Source organism: Yersinia sp. Marseille-Q3913 (genome assembly GCF_963892745.1).
Taxonomy (GTDB): domain Bacteria; phylum Pseudomonadota; class Gammaproteobacteria; order Enterobacterales; family Enterobacteriaceae; genus Yersinia; species Yersinia bercovieri.
Window position 1 is genome coordinate 77528 of sequence record NZ_CAWQAF010000005.1, and the last position, 18466, is coordinate 95993.

Consider the following 18466-nt stretch of genomic DNA (forward strand, 5'->3'; position numbering starts at 1 on the left):
ACCCCAACAGAATAGGACACCCTCCCTGAGAGTTGCTGGTACAGCGGTAACAAAAATTTAATGTGGAGTGATGCCTAAAGCGGACGTGTTAAGGCTTAACGCCCGTAATAAGGCTGAAATAGCCAAATGCAGGAATAATCTCAATATCACAGAACCCTGCACAGTGAAGTATCTGTTTCATCTCTGAATAAGAGTACTGTTTTCCTTGGCTCCAACTTAACATGGTGACGTTATATCCTGCGACCGCCAATGGCCCAGAAATATCATCATTAAAAAGCATTTCATGAATAATAATCCGACCACCATGAGGTAGGGCATCGTAGCTTTTTTTGGTCAAAAATATATTTTCCTGCTCTGGCCAATCATGAAGTACATTTGAATAAAAATGAATATCGGCCTCTGGGTAAGGTTCAGACCACATATCGCCAATATGAATTAATATTCTTTTTTCCAGCCCATAGGATTTTATAAAATCTGTCGTGATACGGCCTACCGTAGCAAGCTCATAAATAATTCCACGAATATTAGGCCAACGGGTAACTACCCCGACAGAATGTACACCCGAACCACCGCCAATATCTAACATACAGTGATAATCAGCCAAATTCAGTTTATCCGGCCATACACTCGCCGCACCAATACTGACGCCATGCATAGCTTTCGTAAAAGCGCCTGCTTTTTCCGTGTGATATACACTCTCTTCAAATAAGGTTTCCTCCTCTTCTTTTTGCCTGTCAGGTTTTCTCATCACGTTTTCTAAACTAGCCAAAGAGAAATTATCCCCAATGCAATAAATCAGATCCCAATAGTACCCACAATAATTAGGACTTTTTTTAAGTAAAAACTCCTCAGTGACTTTTGTTAGCTTATAACGCCCATCCTCTAGCTCGACCAATTCCAGCGCCAATACAACCGCCATCACAACCTCAACAGATCTCAGTTCAATACCAATAAATGCACAAATTTCGGATGCATTTTTATTATCTTTAGCAATAAATTCAAAAATTCCAAAGTGATGTGCAAGTATTGCTGTTGGGTATAAATACAAGCTGGTGGCTATATTAAATAGCGTTTTGTCATCACATTGTGATTTCTTTATTACTCTAATCATATAATCCCCACAATAACAGTAGTTATATAAATTACCTCGGTAGAAATAGTGTGCATAAATATTTAAAAGCAAATCCTGATAATGGCTTTATTAATCTTGGGCAGATTATATTTAAAACTATACTCATAGTTCTCGAGTGGCAGCATCAATGTTTTTTATTTAAATAATGATCAAAAAAAACCGAGGTCAGAATTGACCTCGGTTTTACGTATCCTGCACCTTCATTTAGCCGATCACTTAGCCAAACTCACATACAGGCTTTCCCTTAAGTATTGGCAATAATATCAACGTGTTATTTTTTTAAACTGTCTGGTCGTGTCCGTCAGTGCAATTTCTGTCGGTAACCGTTCCATCGAACTGGCACCATAGAAACCGTCACATTGCGGGCAGTTATCCAGAATATATTGGGCATCTTCAGGCGTAGAGATTGGTCCGCCATGGCACAACACAATCACATCTTCACGTACCGCTTTGGCGGCTGCCGCCCAGTCGTTAATCAAAGGCACACAGTCCGCCAATTTCAGCGCCGTGTCTGCGCCAATATTGCCGCCGGTGGTCAGCCCCATGTGAGGAACAATAATATCGGCACCTGCTTGTGTCATGGCGACCGCATCGGCGGCACTGAAGATATAAGGTGTCGTTAGCAGATCTTTTTCGTGGGCCAGACGGATCATCTCCACCTCCAAGCCATAGCCCATACCGGTCTCTTCCAGATTGGCGCGGAAGTTACCATCGATTAAGCCCACCGTTGGGAAGTTCTGTACACCAGAAAAGCCCAAGTCCTGCAAATGATCTAAAAAATGGTCAAACTGGCAGAAGGGATCAGTGCCATTAACCCCAGCCAGTACTGGGGTGTTTTTCACTACGGGCAGCACTTCTTTCGCCATATCAACCACAATTTCGTTGGCATTGCCGTACGCCAGCAACCCCGCCAGCGAACCACGACCTGCCATGCGATAGCGGCCTGAGTTGTAGATAACGATTAAATCAATCCCGCCAGCCTCTTCACATTTGGCTGACAAACCTGTCCCCGCACCGCCACCAATAATTGGCTCACGGCGGGCAATCATTTCCCGGAATTTGGCCAAGATGGCCTGGCGTTGAAATTTTGGCATCTGCTTCTCCACTATAAATTGGCCCTAATGGGTTGGGCTCTTCGCGATCGCTTTAAAATTCTCTACCGCAGCTTGCGCAAACTGAGGGTCGTTAATGTTGAGCGGATAATGGACCAGGCGGCGCTTATCGGTTTGAATCACCGTCTCTTCCAGCGTCTGGATAAAGGCGTTCAGTGCCTTTTCATCCCAGAATGGCTGGCCGGGAGCATCCAGCGCCGAAAATCCACCTTCCGGAATTAAAAAGCGCACTTCTCCCTGGCAACGATTTAGCTTCTCGCCAATCCAGCGTGCCATTTTAATGTTCTCTTGCTCGGTGGTGCGCATCAGCGTGACTTGTGCATTGTGCTTATAGAACAATCGATCGGCATATTTAGCCGGAATAGTTGCCGGGCTACCGAAGTTGACCATATCCAGCGCGCCACAGGAGCCGACGTAAGGGATATGGGAATGGGCAATGGCATCAAAGCGCTCTGGGCCACAGGCCAATACACCATCAAATAACAGATCACAGACTTCGGTGGTGGTTAGGTCAAGCGCCCCCGCCAGCAAACCACTTTCAATCAGTTTTTCCATCGCTTTGCCGCCGCTGCCAGTGGCATGGAAGACCAGGCAGTCATACTCTGCTGATAATGCTGCGCTAACCGCCTGAATACAGGGGGTTGTTACACCGAACATGGTCAAACCCAACGCCGGTTTATCCTCTACCTGTAACTCCTCTTTGGCGAAATAGACCGCCCCCGCAATTTGGTGGGCCGCATTACTCAGCACCCGCCGAGAGATACGATTTAGCCCAGCAATATCGGTAACAGAATACATCATGGCTATATCACTCGCGCCGATGTAGCCAGAAACATCACCAGAAGCCATAGTCGACACCATCAGTTTAGGAGTACCGATAGGTAAACTCTGCATTGCTGGTGTGATTAGCGCCGTTCCACCGGAGCCGCCCAAACCTAAGAGTGCGGCGACATCATCACGGCTCACCATAAATCGCTCAAATGCCACCGCCATTGCGCTAATCGCTCGCCCTCGGTCACCACAGAAAACCGCCTGACACCCATCAGGGTGGTAGCTCGCCACTAGCTCAGCCGTGATATCCGCGCCGCTGTCGCGCTTCCCTCCCTTGGTCGATAAATCAACCGTGACCGTCGTCAGTCCGGTTGCCTTAATCAATGCGCTGACATAGGCCAGCTCTTCGCCTTTGGTATCTGAGGTTGTCGCGATAAAAATATGACGGGGCATCTGAACATCCTTCTATGAGTGCGGAATGTCACAAAATTTAAGCAGCTCACTTTTTTTTATTGGGGGCTTATCTTTTTTGCTTATAGCCGAACAATGAAGCGAGTTGGTTAAGATGGAATCATATTGAGACTAGAGTATCATTTCTGCAAAGTGCATGACTGAAATATGAGACTGTAGTCTCAAAATTAATTTGCGCATGAAATGCTTTCATAGAGACTTGTGTCGACGGTTTGTTATAGTGGGCGCGCAGACGATCTGTAGACCCTGGAGTGACCGTGAATAATCAAGATAAACAGGACAGCGCCCCTCCATCGTTAACCACCATCAAGGCGAGGACCCGGCGGTTACTGATTGATACCGCCATGTCGATGTACGAGCAAGGGGCGTTTCCGTCGATAACCGAGGTGGCAAACGCCGCCCAGCTTTCTCGTGCAACGGCGTACCGCTATTTCCCGACACAAAGTGCGTTAGTCTCCGCTATGGTCGATGAAAGTCTCGGTCCAATATTGGCATGGCAACCGACCCAGCCTGATGCAGGGCAGCGCATTGCCGAACTGCTCTCTTTTGCTTATCCGCGCATGTTGCAACATGAGGGCGTGCTACGTGCCGCACTGCATTTGTCATTGCAGCAATGGGCTGATAACCGCAGCAACCCGAACAATGAAGAGAAATTGGTCCGTGGTAACCGTAAGCGATTGTTAAAATTGGCGGTAGAGCCTCTGGAAGGAAAACTGACACCAGAAGCTCTGCAACGGGTGATCCACGCGTTTTCGCTAATTTATGGTTCAGAAGTATTTATGGTGCTGAAAGATATTTGGCATCTGGATGATGCCGATATTCAGGATGTCACCCAATGGATGGCGAAAGCTATTTTATTGCAGGCCGAAACCGATGCAAAACAGGCGACCCAAAATGAGAGCCGCTAACACCGCTGCGGCATCAAGGCCGAAGGGTAATTTAAACGGCCTCTAATCGCGCATAGGCCGCGACTAACCACTTAATCCCCTCACCGGGGAATGCCACTTGCAAGCGACTATGTTCGCCGCTACCTTCCAAATTAACGATGGTGCCTTCGCCAAATTTAGGGTGGCGCACGCGCTGGCCCAATGAAAATCCGCTGTCATTCTCATTCATTGGCGTCCCCATGCTGCGGTGATTCACCGGGCGAGAGACTGTCGCGCGCAGCCGCACTTCCTCGACACACTCCGGCGGCAGTTCGCCGATAAAGCGGGAGGGACGATGATTCACCTCTTTGCCGTACAATCGGCGACTTTCGGCGTAACACAATGTCAGTTTTTGCATCGCACGAGTGACGCCGACATAGGCCAGTCGGCGCTCCTCTTCCAGACGCCCGCCCTCATCGAGTGACATCTGGCTTGGGAACATCCCCTCTTCCATGCCCACGATGAATACCTGCGGGAACTCCAAACCTTTGGCTGAGTGGAGCGTCATTAGCTGCACGGCATCCTGATAGGCATCCGCTTGCCCCTCTCCCGCCTCCAAGGCTGCATGAGAGAGAAATGCCTGAAGTGGCATTAAGTCCTGATCTTCATCCTGATAACTGTACTGGCGGGTCGCGTTGACCAGCTCTTCAAGGTTCTCTACCCGCGCCTGACCTTTCTCGCCTTTTTCTTGCTCGTACATCGACCACAAACCAGAGTCACGGATCACCCGGTCAGTTTGGACATGTAGCGGCATATCTGCGGTTTCATGGGCCAGTGAGTCCACCAACTCGACAAAACGTTGCAGTGCAGAGGCCGCGCGGCCTGCCAGCACTTTTTCCTGCAACATGGCGCGGGTTGATTGCCACAAGGTTAACTGGCGATCACGGGCGGTCTGGCGCACCACATCTAGCGTGCGATCGCCGATACCACGGGTTGGCGTATTGACCACTCGTTCAAAAGCGGCATCGTCATTGCGATTAGAGACCAGGCGCAGGTAGGCCAGCGCATCTTTGATCTCCTGACGTTCGAAGAAGCGCTGACCACCATAGATGCGGTACGGCATCGCCGTTTGCAACAAAGCCTCTTCCAATACGCGCGATTGGGCGTTGCTGCGATACAAGATGGCGCAATCATTCAGCGCGCCGCCATTGTCCTGCCAGGCGCGAATGCGGTTCACCACAAAGCGGGCTTCGTCCAGCTCGTTAAAGGCGCAATAGATCGAGATTGGCTCGCCTTCAGCCCCTTCGGTCCAGAGGTTTTTCCCCATGCGACCATCATTGTGGGCAATCAGGGCGTTGGCCGCCGTCAAAATATTGCTGGTTGAGCGGTAATTCTGCTCCAGCCGGATGGTTTCGGCACCGGGGAAGTCTTTCAGGAAACGCTGGATATTCTCGACCTGCGCCCCGCGCCAGCCATAAATTGACTGGTCATCGTCGCCGACGATCATCACATTCGCACGGTCGCCCGCCAGCAGGCGAATCCAGGCATATTGGATGTTGTTGGTATCCTGAAACTCATCCACCAGAATGTTGGTAAAGCGTTCGCGATAGTGGTTAAGAATATGGGGTTTGTTGAGCCACAGTTCATGGGCGCGCAGCAAGAGCTCAGCAAAATCCACCAGCCCTGCGCGGTCACAGGCTTCCTGATACGCCTGATAAATCCGCAACCAGGTGGCTTCAATCGGATTACCATAACTTTCAATGTGCTGCGGACGTAATCCTTCATCTTTTTTGCCGTTGATGTACCACATGGCCTGACGTGGCGGCCACTGTTTTTCATCTAAATTCAACGCTTTAACCAGACGCTTTAATAAGCGCAGTTGGTCGTCGCTGTCCAGAATTTGAAAGTCTTGCGGCAGATTGGCATCCATATGGTGGGCGCGCAGCAGCCGGTGTGCCAACCCGTGGAAAGTGCCGATCCACATTCCGCCCTGACTGGTGCCAATCAGATGCTCGATACGGTGGCGCATTTCCGCCGCCGCTTTATTGGTGAAGGTGACCGAGATAATCGAATAGGGCGAGGCGTTTTCTACTGATAGCAGCCAGGCAATACGATGCACCAGCACCCTGGTTTTGCCACTGCCTGCACCGGCCAGTACCAACAGGTTGCAGCGTGGCGCAGCCACGGCTTCGCGTTGTTTTTCATTTAGGCTGTCGAGCAGATCAGAAACGTCCATAGGCACCGTTTATCGGATAAGGGAAGATGGTCAAATTACCGGCTATCCGAGTATTTTACCACCATTCCACTGTGAATTTATACAGAGTTATTGCAGGGGATTATAGCAATGCTGTCAGAGATGCCAACTGAGAAATCTCAATATGGGGTAATAATCGACTATCGCTGGCGGTCATCAGGCTTTGTTGCCGGTCATTGATCCAGCACGCCTGCATTCCGCAACGCAGCGAACCTGCTACATCCGTGGTGAGATCATCGCCCACATGCAAGATATGTTTCAGCGGGATATCCAGATGATTAGCCGCTTTATGGTACATATCGCGGAACGGCTTGGCACGGCCATGGGGGCCGGAGCGCAGCACAAACTGAAAATAGTGGTCGAGGCCGCAAGCTTTAGGGTCAGCATTGCCGTTGGTGATAGCCACCAGCGGATAGTGCTCAGCCAGCGCGCTCAGCGTGTCATGAGTCTCTGCCGGCACATAAATGCGACTGCGCCACAGGGCAAAGTTCTCCATGGCGGCATCGGCCCCACATTGCGCCTCTGATTTGCTCAGGCCATGGCGGATTAGGCCCAGCTCAATGGCATGCCAGCGCCACTGGGTCACATCGTGGTAGATATCCGGGTCTTGCGCCAGTAACTCACTGCGAAAACGCTGGAAATCCGCTGCTTGCAACTGCGCCAAATTAGGATGGTACTGCTGCAAAAAAGCCACTGACTCTTGTTCAGTGCGGGTGATTACCGGGCGATTGTCATACAGCGTGTCATCCAAATCGAAGGTAATGGCGGAAATACGCTCAAGTGGACGATAAAAATGCATCAGGATTTGCCTCGTTTGGCCCGTGGATGAGCAGCATCATACACGGTTGCCAGATGTTGAAAGTCGAGATGGGTATAAATTTGTGTGGTGGTCAGATTGGCGTGGCCCAGTAGCTCTTGTACTGCGCGCAGATCGCCGCTGGATTCCAGCATGTGTGTGGCGAAGGAGTGGCGCAATTTATGTGGGTGGATATGGCTACTGACCCCCTGCTTCACGCCCCATTCGGCAAAGCGCTTTTGCACATTACGCGCCGAAATTCGCTTGCCGGTATTGGCTAAGAAGATAGCGTCATCTTGCGGCTCAAACAGTTCGCGCAGCGCCAGCCAGTGATTCAGCCATGTCACTGCCGTTTTGCCGATCGGTACTTTGCGCTCTTTGCTACCCTTACCCATCACCCAGACTTCACCGCTGGCTAAATCCACGTGTTTACAGTTCATGCCCACCAGTTCAGAGAGCCGCAGACCTGCGCCGTACATCACTTCCAGCATCGCGCGGTCGCGCACCGCCAGAGGATCGTTGAGGTCGATATCCAGCAGTTTATCCACTTCATCGACATCAATATTTTTCGGCAGATGGCGACCAGAGCGCGGCGTACTCACCCCTTTGGCGGGGTTGGCCTGCATGACACCCTGGCTAACCAGCCAATTGAGAAAACTGCGCAACGCCGAGAGCCGCAATGCCAGGCTGGAGGCGTGCAAACCCGCGCGTTTGCTGCGGGAGACCAGTGAGCGAACCTGCGCGGCATCAAGCCGCTGCCAGTGTGCCAGCCCCATCTGCTCGCCCATCTCCATCAGCACCTGTAACTGGCGTCGATAGCTGGTGATGGTGAGCGGGCTGAGTTGGCGCTCCACTTTGAGGTAACGCAGAAAAGCCTCGACCTGCGGGGCAAGTGAGGTACTGAACTCGGTCATGCCGGCTCGATCCAACGCGCCAGCAGGCTTGGCAATAGCGTGGATAGCTGATTGAGCATCACGGTGCCCATGCCTTGCTGATAGTGCTGTGTGTCGCGGCTGCTGAAGATAATCACGCCCAAATCACCCTCTTTGCCCAGCAATGAGAGCGCCACCGAACCGACTTGCTTCGCCTGAGGCAGTAACAGCAGCAGTTCCGGCCCATTCAAGCTGCCGAGATAGTGGTTATCACTGCCTAGCCGCTGAATGCGTAGCGGCTCAAAGGCGTGGCGAGAAAGCCCTAAATGAGTGAAGTCAGATGGCGCACCAATATGCCAGCGGTCGCTGAATAACCGGACATTGGCACCACTGAGCCCGAAATCTCTGGCCCAGCGCTGTAAGCGATTGAGCATATCTTGCAAGCTGCTGGCCGCCGCCAGATGACTTTGCAGTTGCAGTAAGCGGTTGAACAGCACTTCGTTCAGGCCAGCCTGCTCCATCAGCAAGGTGATCTCCTCTTCCAACTGGCCAATCTGGTTACGCTGTCGCCCCAGTTGCCACTCCACCAGCGAGACACTGCCTCGAACCGGATGGGGAATATGCATCTGTTCGACCAGACGGGCATTGCGGATAAAGAAGTCGGGATTTTGCAATAAGTACTGCATGACAGCATCGTCGTCTAACGCGATACCCTCTAACGCCTGCTCCTCATAACTTTTCATGTCACACCCGTCATACTTCAGTACCTTTGATAGTATACCCAAAATCATTGGCGTTGCAGGTAGGCTGCCAGCAAACTCATCCCAATGAGCTTACATCAGTAAGTGATTCGGGTGAGTATGTGCAGCTAACACCCCTGCGGTGTCAAGGATGCAGGGTACTGTTATAGGTGAATGAATCCGTCGTACACATGGGTTGCTGGCCCCGTCATATACAGTGGGTGACCAGGCCCTTTCCAACTGATAAGCAAACTACCACCCGGCAGCTCCACCGTGACCTCTTCATCCAACAGATCTTGCTGAATACCGACGGCCACCGCAGCACAAGCGCCGCTGCCGCAAGCTTGGGTTTCACCGGCTCCGCGCTCATACACCCGCAGGCGGATATTGTCACGGCTAACCACCTGCATAAAACCGATATTCGCCCGTTCAGGGAAGCGCTCATGGCTTTCTAATACTGGACCCAGCAGCGCAACATTGGCAACCGAAACATCATCGACCTGCAGCACGCAGTGAGGGTTGCCCATCGACACCACACCACATAAAACCGTCTGTTCTGCCGCGCGAAAAATATAGGTTTTCTCAACTTTAGTTGCCCGGAAAGGGACGCTTTGCGGGTCAAAGTTGGGTTCACCCATATTCACGCAAACCTCTTCATCTTCCGTGACACTCAAGATCATGCGGCCAGTTTGGGTGCTTACACTGATGTCGCGCTTGTTGGTCAACCCCTTCAGCCGGACAAAACGGGCAAAGCAGCGCGCGCCATTGCCACACTGAGAGACCTCGCTGCCATCGGCATTAAAAATACGGTAGTGAAAGTCCAGCTCAGGATCGTAAGGCGGTTCAACCACCAACATTTGATCAAAGCCCACGCCAGTGTGCCGGTCTGCTAATCGGCGGATTAACTCCGGCGAAAAGTAAACATTTTGGGTAACTGCATCGACAACCATAAAGTCGTTGCCAAGACCGTGCATTTTGGAGAACTGCATTTCATACTCCGCTGACTTTCATTTTTATTGCTGGCTCAATTCGGTACTGGCTAAGCTCGACACTGACACTCTCTGGCGGCGATCGGGCTAATCACTGTGGCCCGGCGATAGTCTGACTCTGTTTTGCGCCAGATAAATCCTGCTGATTGCGTTCTATCTTGCCACTATCGGGTTGCGTTGTTTCTGTTTTTGGTTTGTCTGACGGCGGAAAGTATAGTGGGCCTTTCAGGCCACAGCCGGAGAGCGCGAGCAGCAGCATCGCCACCAGTGGCCAACCTAGTTCTTTTTTCATTTCTAACGCCTGTAAATTGTTTTAGCACCTAAATGCCTGTGATTCATGCGTCCAAGGTCTCTATAATCGCAGGTGGATCATGAAAAGCAATAGGAATTGAATATGAACGATAGTGAGTTTCATCAGTTAGCCGATCAATTGATGCTTTGCATTGAAGAAACACTGGATAGTTTTAGCGGCGATAGTGATATCGATTATGAAACCAATGGCGGGGTGATGACCCTGACTTTTGAGAATGGCAGCAAAATCGTGATTAACCGCCAAGAGCCACTACATCAGGTCTGGCTGGCCACCAAAGCGGGTGGTTACCATTTTGATTACCGTGATGGGCACTGGTATTGCTCACGCAGCGGCGTAGAATTTTTCGCCAAACTATCCACAGCCGCCAGTGAGCAGGCCGGTGAAGAAGTGAGTTTCGGCAAATAATCCCTACGGCAAGAATTTCCATACCAGTTAGGTAACAATAACCTGTCTGGTATGGAAGATACGTTCTGGCCTCCTCTCTTGATTAAAGATAAACCAATAACAATCCCCAGTGAACACCCTATATCTTATAATAAAAATAATGGAATACTTATGCCTCAACAAATTAATACTTAATACTGTTTGGAAAGCGGTAGACCTATTCAAGAGGAATCAATAAGAATGATATCAAGCATATACTATACCAACCTGGCAAGTTATTATGATAGCGATCAATACAATACACTGAATATTAATGAAATAGATAATATTCTTAATACAAAAACATCAGAAAATGATAAACCTGAAGATATAAAAAAAATTCTAGTTCTAAAGAGAGAAATAGTATCAGAGCAATGTAAATTTAACTCGAATGCCTCAATGAGGCTATCTTTTGCGGGGATCGACTTTAAAGGGGTAGATTTCAGTAACCTTGATTTATCCCACGTTGATTTTACAAATGCCGATCTCAGCGGTGCAAATATGACAAATACAAAGTTAAATGGCGCTGACCTTTCCGGAGCTAAACTTACTAATATAATTTGGGATAATGTTGATATTACTGATGTGACGATAGAGTTAGATGATATTGTAATGCTTCCTCTTTCTGATAAAGACAAATATATAAAACTTAATGCCTGTGTAGAAAAATTAAAAACCTATGACGTTCTTCATCAAGAAGAGAAAGCCATTAATCTATTCAGAGAATCACTTGATATAGAAAACAAAGTACAAGCAAGATTTAATCAATTAGATAACAAACAACTACAAATATTACTTCCTTGTTTGTATGTTGAAGCAGTACATGAAATCAACCCTATCATCGCATACAATAAAAAAGACCTTGGTCATTGTGCTAATAACGAAGATGATAATGCACTTATGATAAAAGGGTATGCCAAATTTCTCTCTGCATTAAATGACACGTTTAATAATCACAAAAATATCCAGCATGATGAAAAAGTAGCAAGAATAGTGTCAAGTATAGAAGATATTATCACTTTATTAGTCTCGCCTAATGCCATGTATGACAATTGCAGATCCGGGTTTAAAATTCATAAAACAACTATGTATAAATTTGAAGATGCATTTAATAAAATAGAAAATGGGAAGTTAACACTCAGTGCATTAGAGTGTGAAATAGAAATGTCCATCGACACAAAAGGGTTTGTAGCAATAAATGGAATTGCTGATTTTTCCATTGAAAACAAAAAAAAATCTTTTTATAATTTTGCTAATGAATTAGTCAATGCCCATAAAGAAAATGACATTCTTAAAATATTTAAATTAACCTCAGATTTCCAATATTTACATCTACTACCAAATGCAAATGGACGGACAAGCCAGATTATTAGGGATTGTTTTACCATTCATTTAGATGAACTACCCTTTTCGGTATTAAATGGAATGTCACATTATATTTATTTACACGGACCTGTTGATAAAGAACATTTGGAATTTATGCAAAAGAACACCGATGAAGTATTTACTGCTGTTGAAGAACGAAGGTTAACAACAGATATATATAGAAAAACCAATTTATATGATATAAACCAGTCATTAGACAGAACAAAAATAAATCCAGCCATAAGTTTAGACATTAATATATTCAATGCCTATCGCGATTTTTTTGAAAATGAAAAATTAAATTGATTTAAATATTAAATTCATTTTATTTGTTCAGAGTGCGACCCCCTGATGACTCCATCTTAGCTTGTGAGAACAAGACCACCAAGAATACCTTTCTATTCAAAGGGAAGACATCTTTACGATCTAAAAGTTCTCTACGTGGTGAATTATCATTAACCTCAAGGGACACAATTTTTTATGTGCCCCTTGAGACATCTAAAATTATCAATGCCGCTGGCACCGCTGTGTGGGTATGCTGGCTTCTTTCTCGGCAATATTGGCACACAGCTGAGACAACGTATTGCTGCGGAACGGAATAACTTGCGTGCGGCCATCTAACTGCACAATTTGGTAGAACTGTGGCAGGTTGAAGTTGATAAAGCTGGAGCCGTAGGTAAAGCGGTCATGAGAAGAGGAGTAGAACCGGCTGACATCCCGCACCAACTCCTCTTTACTGCCCTCGCAATGGTGATAGACCTCAACGCGGTTTGATTCATCCAAAATGTAAATATTAAAACCTTTTTCATCTGCGGTGCCCTCGAAGAAGAACTGAATGATCCCTTCACTAGCAAAACCGTCGACAACCGGCGGCAGATGAATTTGATCGGTTTCGACCTGAATCGATAACCCATGCAGTTTGTTATTGGAGATAGCCCCGTAGAATTCGACCGCGTTTTCCAGCTTCTGCACTGATACACTCAGGCGCTCGAAGAACAATCCCCACGTCTGACCGGAAACACGCACCGCTTTGAAGCGGCCCGGCTCCTGACGAGTACTGGATAAGCGCAGCTCAATGCACTCAGAGACCAGTTGCTGAATTCGGGTACGAATCAAGCCGCGTAAATGCTGGCTATAGCAGAACACATCCACCGACTCTGGCGGCGCAGCATCCTGATGCATCTTACCTAAAATCGTTTTCAGCGCTTCCAATACCGCCTGTTCACCGCTGAAATGCAGGGTACGCACTTCGTTCCACGAGTTGCGATACAGCAAATCGATACTACCGACCAAGCACTGCTGCTGCTCGCCAAAACTGAATACATCCAGTTTACGGAAATCAAAATGCACCACCTGATTGCGGAAAGCGGCAGTCGGGTCATGTTCCAAATTGACGATAATCGCCAGGTGGCGGATCTCGCACGGGCTATACAGTGCCTTCGGCGTTGGCGCAGGTAGGCGCAGCGGGAAGTGGTGGGAGATATCCGTCACCAACTCTTGCAGTTTGGTGGTATTGCACAAATTGGCGCTTTTAATATGCAGTCGGGTCTTGCTGGTCAACAGGCCGTTGAAATAGGCCCACGACACCAATTTGTTCAGGTAGCGGTTATATTCCAGCGGCTGATGGCTGACGATAGTGTCCATAGCAGGCGCTTGATTATACAAGTACCAGCCAGGGCGGTTCGCGCGGCCAGCCGGAACATGAATAAAGGTCAGGTGCTCTTCGGAAAGATCCGGCGAAATTTGCGGGTTAACCAGTGTCACTTTACCCGGCAAAGCTTCAAATGCTGCGTACAGTTTACGGGTCAGTACCCCGATATCCTGCGGGCTGGCGCTGACACTCAGGTTGTTGCGGCGCGCAAAGCGAATCAAATTGCGATAGCTCTGCATCATCGCATCCAACAGCTCGTTATGCGCTTCACGCACCCGTTCAATCTTCCAGTTGGCGCGATTATCCAGCACTGCCAGATCCTCATCGCTCCAGCCCCACTCACTGACCAGTTGGCTGAGGATTTCACGCCGCCAGCCCGCGCTCGCTGGGGTACGAGAGAGTTTCTCGCACACTTTCAGGTAGAAGCAGCGGCGCACCAGATTCAGCCGAGTGGTGTCATTGATTTGGGTCAGATAGCGGGTGACGCGATCGAGCATCATGCAGTAAGCATCAAGGCCGAAGGCCACAATTTCACCGGCATGTAGGCGCTGTTTGATCTCCATCGCCAATAATTGGGAATTAGGGTATTCCCAAGAGTAAGCTTCCAGCAGCAGGGTTTTTAGCACCGCTTTATACGGCGAATCGATACTTTTATACAGCTGCCACAAACTAGCACCGAAATACTCTTCCGCTGATAGGGTGCTTAAACCGCCCAGATCCAGCCATTCATTCGGCGTTAATACGCCCTGCGCATAGAGCGACAGCACGTAATCATCGTAATTATTCTCTTCTTCAACCGGAACCATATTCCATAGAATACGTTTCCCAGCCAGACGAACCGCGCTGCGGTAAAATTCATCTAGCAATAAAATATGTTGGGTCGAGCCGCAATCTTCGCCACCCAAACTGCCACTAGCATTGTGGCGGAAGCGGTTTTCATCAATCAGGAAGAAGCTGACTTCAACACCCATTGATGCGGCCCATTTTTCCAGCAGGCTACATTTTTGCTGTAGGCGATGGCGCTCTTCAGTGTCAAGCCAAGCCTGATGGCACACCCAGATATCCAGATCCGAGGTATGACATTGCCCGATGGAGGAGGTGCTGCCCATGGAATAGACGCCCGTAATCGGCAGTTCGCCGCCGACACTCTGCTCTAGAGGTGCGCCTGACTTGGCTTCAACCTCAGACAGATAATCCTGTTGCGTTTCATTAGGCGTGAAAATACAGACGCCATGGGGAACGTTACCATCAAGGTAACCCGGCATCAGTGGATGATGATGATGTAGTAGGGTCGGTAGCAGACTGTAAACCTTTTGGAAGGCTGGCCCCATGGCCGCCAAAGCGCGATCGACTCGTAATTGGTTGATCGCATCCAGTCGCTGTTTCAGTGTCTCGATGTAGAGGTACAAGACGTCTCGCCTGATTGTTCCGGTGCTTAGAAAGAAACCCGCGTTCCACATTCGTTTGTTGCTTATTGGGTATTTTCAAAAAACGTATACTTTTTGTTGAAATGACCAAAAAACAGTTTGTTTGAAGAATATTTAACGAATGATTGCTGGAAACGTGATCAATCTAACACCTTGCCGATTGACCGTAAAGAAAGTAAAGCTATCCCTACAATTATAACGTCTCTCTCTGACTAAAATCATTCGCGCTGCAATCAGGCAACGGACCAATGAATTTCAGCGAAAGCCGCTGCCAACGCAGCAATACGCGGCAGGAAGGCATAAACCCCTTATCCAGCCACACATTTGTTACAATAGTTGCTTTCTTGTACTCTTACCCGCCTTGATCATGTGGCTACCACACTGACAGCACTCGTCGGTCAATGGTAGGATGGGCCGCAAAATATAAAACGGTAACAAGCAATGTTAGACAAAATTATTCGAATTGCCACGCGACAAAGCCCGCTCGCCTTATGGCAAGCACACTATGTTCAACATTTACTGCAAGCCAATCACCCCAGCCTGCACGTTGAGTTGGTCCCGATGGTCACTCGCGGCGATATCATTCTAGACACGCCACTGGCAAAAGTGGGCGGTAAAGGTTTGTTCGTCAAAGAGTTAGAGTTAGCGCTACTGGATGGCCGGGCTGATATTGCCGTGCACTCGATGAAAGATGTGCCGATCGCTTTCCCTGAAGGCTTGGGTCTGGTCACCATTTGCGAACGTGATGATCCGCGCGACGCATTCGTCTCATCAAATTACGCCCATCTGGATGATCTACCGGCTGGCAGCATCGTCGGCACCTCCAGCTTGCGCCGCCAGTGCCAGTTGCGCGAACGCCGCCCCGACCTGATTATCCGTGACCTGCGGGGTAACGTCGGTACTCGTCTCGCCAAGCTGGATAACGGCGATTACCACGCGATTATTCTTGCCGTCGCGGGCCTTAACCGCCTTGGGCTGGAGACCCGTATCCGCTATGCCATGCCAGCCGAAGAGTCGTTACCGGCGGTGGGTCAGGGCGCAGTGGGTATCGAGTGCCGTCTGGACGATGATTTTACTCGCCAACTGCTCGCACCACTCAATCATCGCGACACAGAATTACGCGTCTGTGCGGAACGAGCCATGAATACCCGCCTTGAAGGGGGCTGTCAGGTGCCGATTGGCAGCTATGCTGAATTGGAAGGCGACGTGCTGTGGCTTCGTGCCTTAGTGGGTGCACCGGATGGCAGTGAGATCATTCGTGGTGAGCGCCGTGGCCCGGCTAACAATGCCGAGCAAATGGGAATTGAGCTGGCCGATGAGCTACTTTCACGTGGCGCGCGGGATATATTAGCCGCTGTTTATCAGGATAACCCACCGCAATGACCATTCTGGTGACCCGTCCCTCCCCCGCTGGGGAGCAGTTAGTCAGCCGCCTGCGTGCGCTGGGCCGGGTTGCCTATCATGCCCCCTTGATTGATTTCTCGCCCGGTGATGACCTGCCAAAACTGCCCGCCTTGCTGCAAAATATGCAGGCGGGTGATCTGGTTTTTGCGCTATCACAGAACGCCGTGCGCTACGCTAACCCGCTGTTAAAAAGAAATAACCTGTTATGGCCTGCGCAGTTATCCTATTATGCTATTGGTCGTGGCACCGCGCTGGCACTGCATACCGCCAACCGGTTGCACGTCACCTTTCCGCCGATGGGTGAGACCAGCGAGATGCTGTTATTATTGCCAGATCTGCAAAAACTGGCCGGTAAAAAGGCGCTGTTATTGCGCGGTAATGGCGGGCGAGAGCTGCTGGGTGAGAGCCTTGCACAGCGAGGGGCGGAGGTAACCTTCTGCGAATGTTATCAACGCAGCCCGATCTTTTATGATGGCAGTGAACAAAGTGCTCACTGGCAACGTGCTGGCGTCAATATTCTAGTGGTGACCAGCGGCGAAATGTTACAACAGATCTATACTTTAGTTCCTGATTACTATCGTTCTTCCTGGTTGCTACGCTGCCGCTTGGTGGTGGTGAGTGATCGTTTGGCTACCCTGGCCGCCCAAATGGGCTGGAGTGATATCCGGGTGGCAGAGAATGCTGATAATGACGCGCTGATCCGCGCGCTACAAGACCTAAAACATACCTGAAACCTGACTATGGGATGCCCAATATGACGGAACAAAATACCCCATCCGCACCAGTGGAAGAGACAACCACTGCGGTTGAGAGGCACCAACAGCCAGCACCTGAAAACCGCCGGGAAAAACGCACCGGGCCAATTCTGGGGGCTATTGCTATTGCATTGGCTATCGCGCTGGGTGCCGGGCTTTATTATTACGGACACCAGCAGGCCCAGTTACAAGATGCGGCGACCCTTTCGCTGCAAGAACAGCTGGCGGAACTAAAACAGAGCCAGTTGCAGGAAAAACAACAGTTTGAGTCATTGTTGCAGCAACAAGGTAAGGCGCTGGAAGCCGCCGATCGCCAACAGACCTCGCTGACTCGCCAACTCAATGAGTTGCAGGAAAAAGTCGCCACCATTTCAGGGAGTGACGCCAAAACCTGGCTACTGGCACAGGCTGATTTTCTGGTGAAAATGGCTGGCCGCAAACTGTGGAGCGATCAGGACGTCACCACCGCCGCCACATTATTGAAAAGCGCCGATGCCAGCCTCGCTGACATGAATGATCCCAGCCTGATAGATGTGCGCCGCGCCTTGACCGAGGATATCAGCACCCTTTCGGCGGTCAGCCAGGTGGACTTCGACGGCATCATCCTCAAATTAAATCAGCTGTCCAATCAGGTCGATAATCTGCGTCTGGCTGACAACAATATTGATGATTCGCCGATGGATGCCGATAGCGATGAGCTGTCCAGTTCATTATCTGAATGGCGCCAAAACTTGACCAAAAGCTGGCACAGCTTTATGTCTGATTTTATGACTATTCGCCGCCGTGATAGCAGCGCCGAGCCACTGTTGGCACCGAATCAGGACATTTATCTGCGCGAGAATATCCGCTCGCGCCTGTTGGTGGCGGCCCAGGCAGTGCCTCGCCATCAGGATGAAGTGTACAAACAGTCGCTCGAGACTATCTCCACTTGGGTTCGCGCCTATTTTGATGTGAACGACCCAAGCACCAAGGCTTTTCTGGATGAATTAGAGAGCTTGAGTCAGCAGTCGATATCAATGGATGTGCCTGATCAGTTGAAGAGCCAGCCAATGCTGGAGAAATTGATGCAAACTCGGGTTCGTAACTTACTGGCGCAAGCGCCAGCTGCCGCTCAGGGGGAATAAG

Annotated in this window: 16 protein-coding genes; 6 read left to right on the forward strand and 10 right to left on the reverse strand. The window is 49.6% G+C overall.

The window, feature by feature from the left end:
• Positions 1 to 88 precede the first annotated feature (88 nt).
• The 3 genes from AACW11_RS02820 to AACW11_RS02830 all read right to left on the reverse strand — a co-directional run bounded on the left by AACW11_RS02820 (position 89) and on the right by AACW11_RS02830 (position 3468).
• On the reverse strand, positions 89 to 1111 hold the full coding sequence (locus AACW11_RS02820; RefSeq protein WP_212585871.1) for a methyltransferase: 1023 nt from the start codon (positions 1109 to 1111) through the stop codon (positions 89 to 91).
• A 284-nt stretch (positions 1112 to 1395) separates the two neighbouring features.
• The gene (locus AACW11_RS02825) at positions 1396 to 2226 is read right to left on the reverse strand and encodes a phosphoenolpyruvate hydrolase family protein (protein WP_212585872.1); all 831 of its coding nucleotides are present in this window, start codon (positions 2224 to 2226) and stop codon (positions 1396 to 1398) included.
• A gap of 24 nt (positions 2227 to 2250) precedes the next feature.
• Positions 2251 to 3468, reverse strand: a complete 1218-nt coding sequence (locus AACW11_RS02830; protein ID WP_212585873.1) for a Tm-1-like ATP-binding domain-containing protein — start codon at positions 3466 to 3468, stop codon at positions 2251 to 2253.
• 275 nt (positions 3469 to 3743) lie between these two features.
• On the opposite strand from AACW11_RS02830, the gene AACW11_RS02835 reads away from it, so the two are divergent.
• Positions 3744 to 4394, forward strand: a complete 651-nt coding sequence (locus AACW11_RS02835) for a TetR/AcrR family transcriptional regulator (RefSeq protein ID WP_212585874.1) — start codon at positions 3744 to 3746, stop codon at positions 4392 to 4394.
• 31 nt (positions 4395 to 4425) lie between these two features.
• Here AACW11_RS02835 and uvrD read toward each other — a convergent pair whose 3' ends face one another.
• From uvrD to lptM, 6 genes are all read right to left on the reverse strand, one after another.
• The gene (gene uvrD / locus AACW11_RS02840; RefSeq protein ID WP_212585875.1) at positions 4426 to 6588 is read right to left on the reverse strand and encodes a DNA helicase II; all 2163 of its coding nucleotides are present in this window, start codon (positions 6586 to 6588) and stop codon (positions 4426 to 4428) included.
• A gap of 100 nt (positions 6589 to 6688) precedes the next feature.
• The gene (gene yigB, locus AACW11_RS02845; protein WP_212585876.1) at positions 6689 to 7405 is read right to left on the reverse strand and encodes a 5-amino-6-(5-phospho-D-ribitylamino)uracil phosphatase YigB; all 717 of its coding nucleotides are present in this window, start codon (positions 7403 to 7405) and stop codon (positions 6689 to 6691) included.
• Positions 7405 to 8316, reverse strand: coding sequence for a tyrosine recombinase XerC (xerC, locus tag AACW11_RS02850; protein WP_212585877.1), 912 nt, complete (start codon positions 8314 to 8316; stop codon positions 7405 to 7407). Before xerC ends, yigB begins: the two co-directional genes overlap by 1 nt.
• Positions 8313 to 9017, reverse strand: coding sequence for a DUF484 domain-containing protein (locus AACW11_RS02855; protein ID WP_212585878.1), 705 nt, complete (start codon positions 9015 to 9017; stop codon positions 8313 to 8315). Before AACW11_RS02855 ends, xerC begins: the two co-directional genes overlap by 4 nt.
• Before the next feature lie 161 nt (positions 9018 to 9178).
• Positions 9179 to 10003, reverse strand: a complete 825-nt coding sequence (gene dapF / locus AACW11_RS02860; RefSeq protein ID WP_212585879.1) for a diaminopimelate epimerase — start codon at positions 10001 to 10003, stop codon at positions 9179 to 9181.
• 91 nt (positions 10004 to 10094) lie between these two features.
• Positions 10095 to 10295 carry an LPS translocon maturation chaperone LptM gene (lptM, locus tag AACW11_RS02865; RefSeq protein WP_212585880.1) on the reverse strand — a complete coding sequence of 67 codons (201 nt, stop codon included), beginning with the start codon at positions 10293 to 10295 and terminating at the stop codon, positions 10095 to 10097.
• Between the two features lie 102 nt (positions 10296 to 10397).
• Here lptM and cyaY point away from each other — a divergent pair, with 102 nt between their 5' ends.
• Together cyaY and AACW11_RS02875 are read left to right on the forward strand one after the other, a co-directional pair.
• Positions 10398 to 10721 (forward strand): iron donor protein CyaY, encoded by a 324-nt coding sequence (gene cyaY / locus AACW11_RS02870; protein WP_212585881.1) that lies wholly within the window; start codon positions 10398 to 10400, stop codon positions 10719 to 10721.
• A gap of 219 nt (positions 10722 to 10940) precedes the next feature.
• On the forward strand, positions 10941 to 12410 hold the full coding sequence (locus AACW11_RS02875) for a pentapeptide repeat-containing protein (RefSeq protein ID WP_212585882.1): 1470 nt from the start codon (positions 10941 to 10943) through the stop codon (positions 12408 to 12410).
• Positions 12411 to 12611: 201 nt separating this feature from the next.
• On the opposite strand, the gene AACW11_RS02880 is transcribed toward AACW11_RS02875, so the two are convergent.
• A complete protein-coding gene (locus AACW11_RS02880) occupies positions 12612 to 15164 on the reverse strand; it encodes a class I adenylate cyclase (protein ID WP_212585883.1) in 2553 nt (850 codons plus the stop codon).
• 459 nt (positions 15165 to 15623) lie between these two features.
• On the opposite strand from AACW11_RS02880, the gene hemC reads away from it, so the two are divergent.
• The 3 genes from hemC to hemX are packed head-to-tail and all read left to right on the forward strand — an operon-like array spanning position 15624 to position 18465.
• Positions 15624 to 16565, forward strand: coding sequence for a hydroxymethylbilane synthase (gene hemC, locus AACW11_RS02885; RefSeq protein ID WP_212585884.1), 942 nt, complete (start codon positions 15624 to 15626; stop codon positions 16563 to 16565).
• Entirely contained in the window at positions 16562 to 17317 is a 756-nt protein-coding gene (hemD, locus tag AACW11_RS02890; RefSeq protein WP_212585885.1) for a uroporphyrinogen-III synthase, read from the forward strand. Before hemC ends, hemD begins: the two co-directional genes overlap by 4 nt.
• A gap of 23 nt (positions 17318 to 17340) precedes the next feature.
• Positions 17341 to 18465, forward strand: a complete 1125-nt coding sequence (hemX, locus tag AACW11_RS02895) for a uroporphyrinogen-III C-methyltransferase (RefSeq protein ID WP_212585886.1) — start codon at positions 17341 to 17343, stop codon at positions 18463 to 18465.
• Position 18466: the final 1 nt, after the last annotated feature.

What these genes read in the sequence shown, in the direction of transcription:
- AACW11_RS02820 (WP_212585871.1), bottom strand. Translation starts at nt 1,111, where the DNA reads ATGATTAGAGTAATAAAGAAATCACAATGTGATGACAAAACGCTATTT.
- AACW11_RS02825 (WP_212585872.1), bottom strand. Translation starts at nt 2,226, where the DNA reads ATGCCAAAATTTCAACGCCAGGCCATCTTGGCCAAATTCCGGGAAATG.
- AACW11_RS02830 (WP_212585873.1), bottom strand. Translation starts at nt 3,468, where the DNA reads ATGCCCCGTCATATTTTTATCGCGACAACCTCAGATACCAAAGGCGAA.
- uvrD (WP_212585875.1), bottom strand. Translation starts at nt 6,588, where the DNA reads ATGGACGTTTCTGATCTGCTCGACAGCCTAAATGAAAAACAACGCGAA.
- yigB (WP_212585876.1), bottom strand. Translation starts at nt 7,405, where the DNA reads ATGCATTTTTATCGTCCACTTGAGCGTATTTCCGCCATTACCTTCGAT.
- xerC (WP_212585877.1), bottom strand. Translation starts at nt 8,316, where the DNA reads ATGACCGAGTTCAGTACCTCACTTGCCCCGCAGGTCGAGGCTTTTCTG.
- AACW11_RS02855 (WP_212585878.1), bottom strand. Translation starts at nt 9,017, where the DNA reads ATGAAAAGTTATGAGGAGCAGGCGTTAGAGGGTATCGCGTTAGACGAC.
- dapF (WP_212585879.1), bottom strand. Translation starts at nt 10,003, where the DNA reads ATGCAGTTCTCCAAAATGCACGGTCTTGGCAACGACTTTATGGTTGTC.
- lptM (WP_212585880.1), bottom strand. Translation starts at nt 10,295, where the DNA reads ATGAAAAAAGAACTAGGTTGGCCACTGGTGGCGATGCTGCTGCTCGCG.
- cyaY (WP_212585881.1), top strand. Translation starts at nt 10,398, where the DNA reads ATGAACGATAGTGAGTTTCATCAGTTAGCCGATCAATTGATGCTTTGC.
- AACW11_RS02875 (WP_212585882.1), top strand. Translation starts at nt 10,941, where the DNA reads ATGATATCAAGCATATACTATACCAACCTGGCAAGTTATTATGATAGC.
- hemC (WP_212585884.1), top strand. Translation starts at nt 15,624, where the DNA reads ATGTTAGACAAAATTATTCGAATTGCCACGCGACAAAGCCCGCTCGCC.
- hemD (WP_212585885.1), top strand. Translation starts at nt 16,562, where the DNA reads ATGACCATTCTGGTGACCCGTCCCTCCCCCGCTGGGGAGCAGTTAGTC.
- hemX (WP_212585886.1), top strand. Translation starts at nt 17,341, where the DNA reads ATGACGGAACAAAATACCCCATCCGCACCAGTGGAAGAGACAACCACT.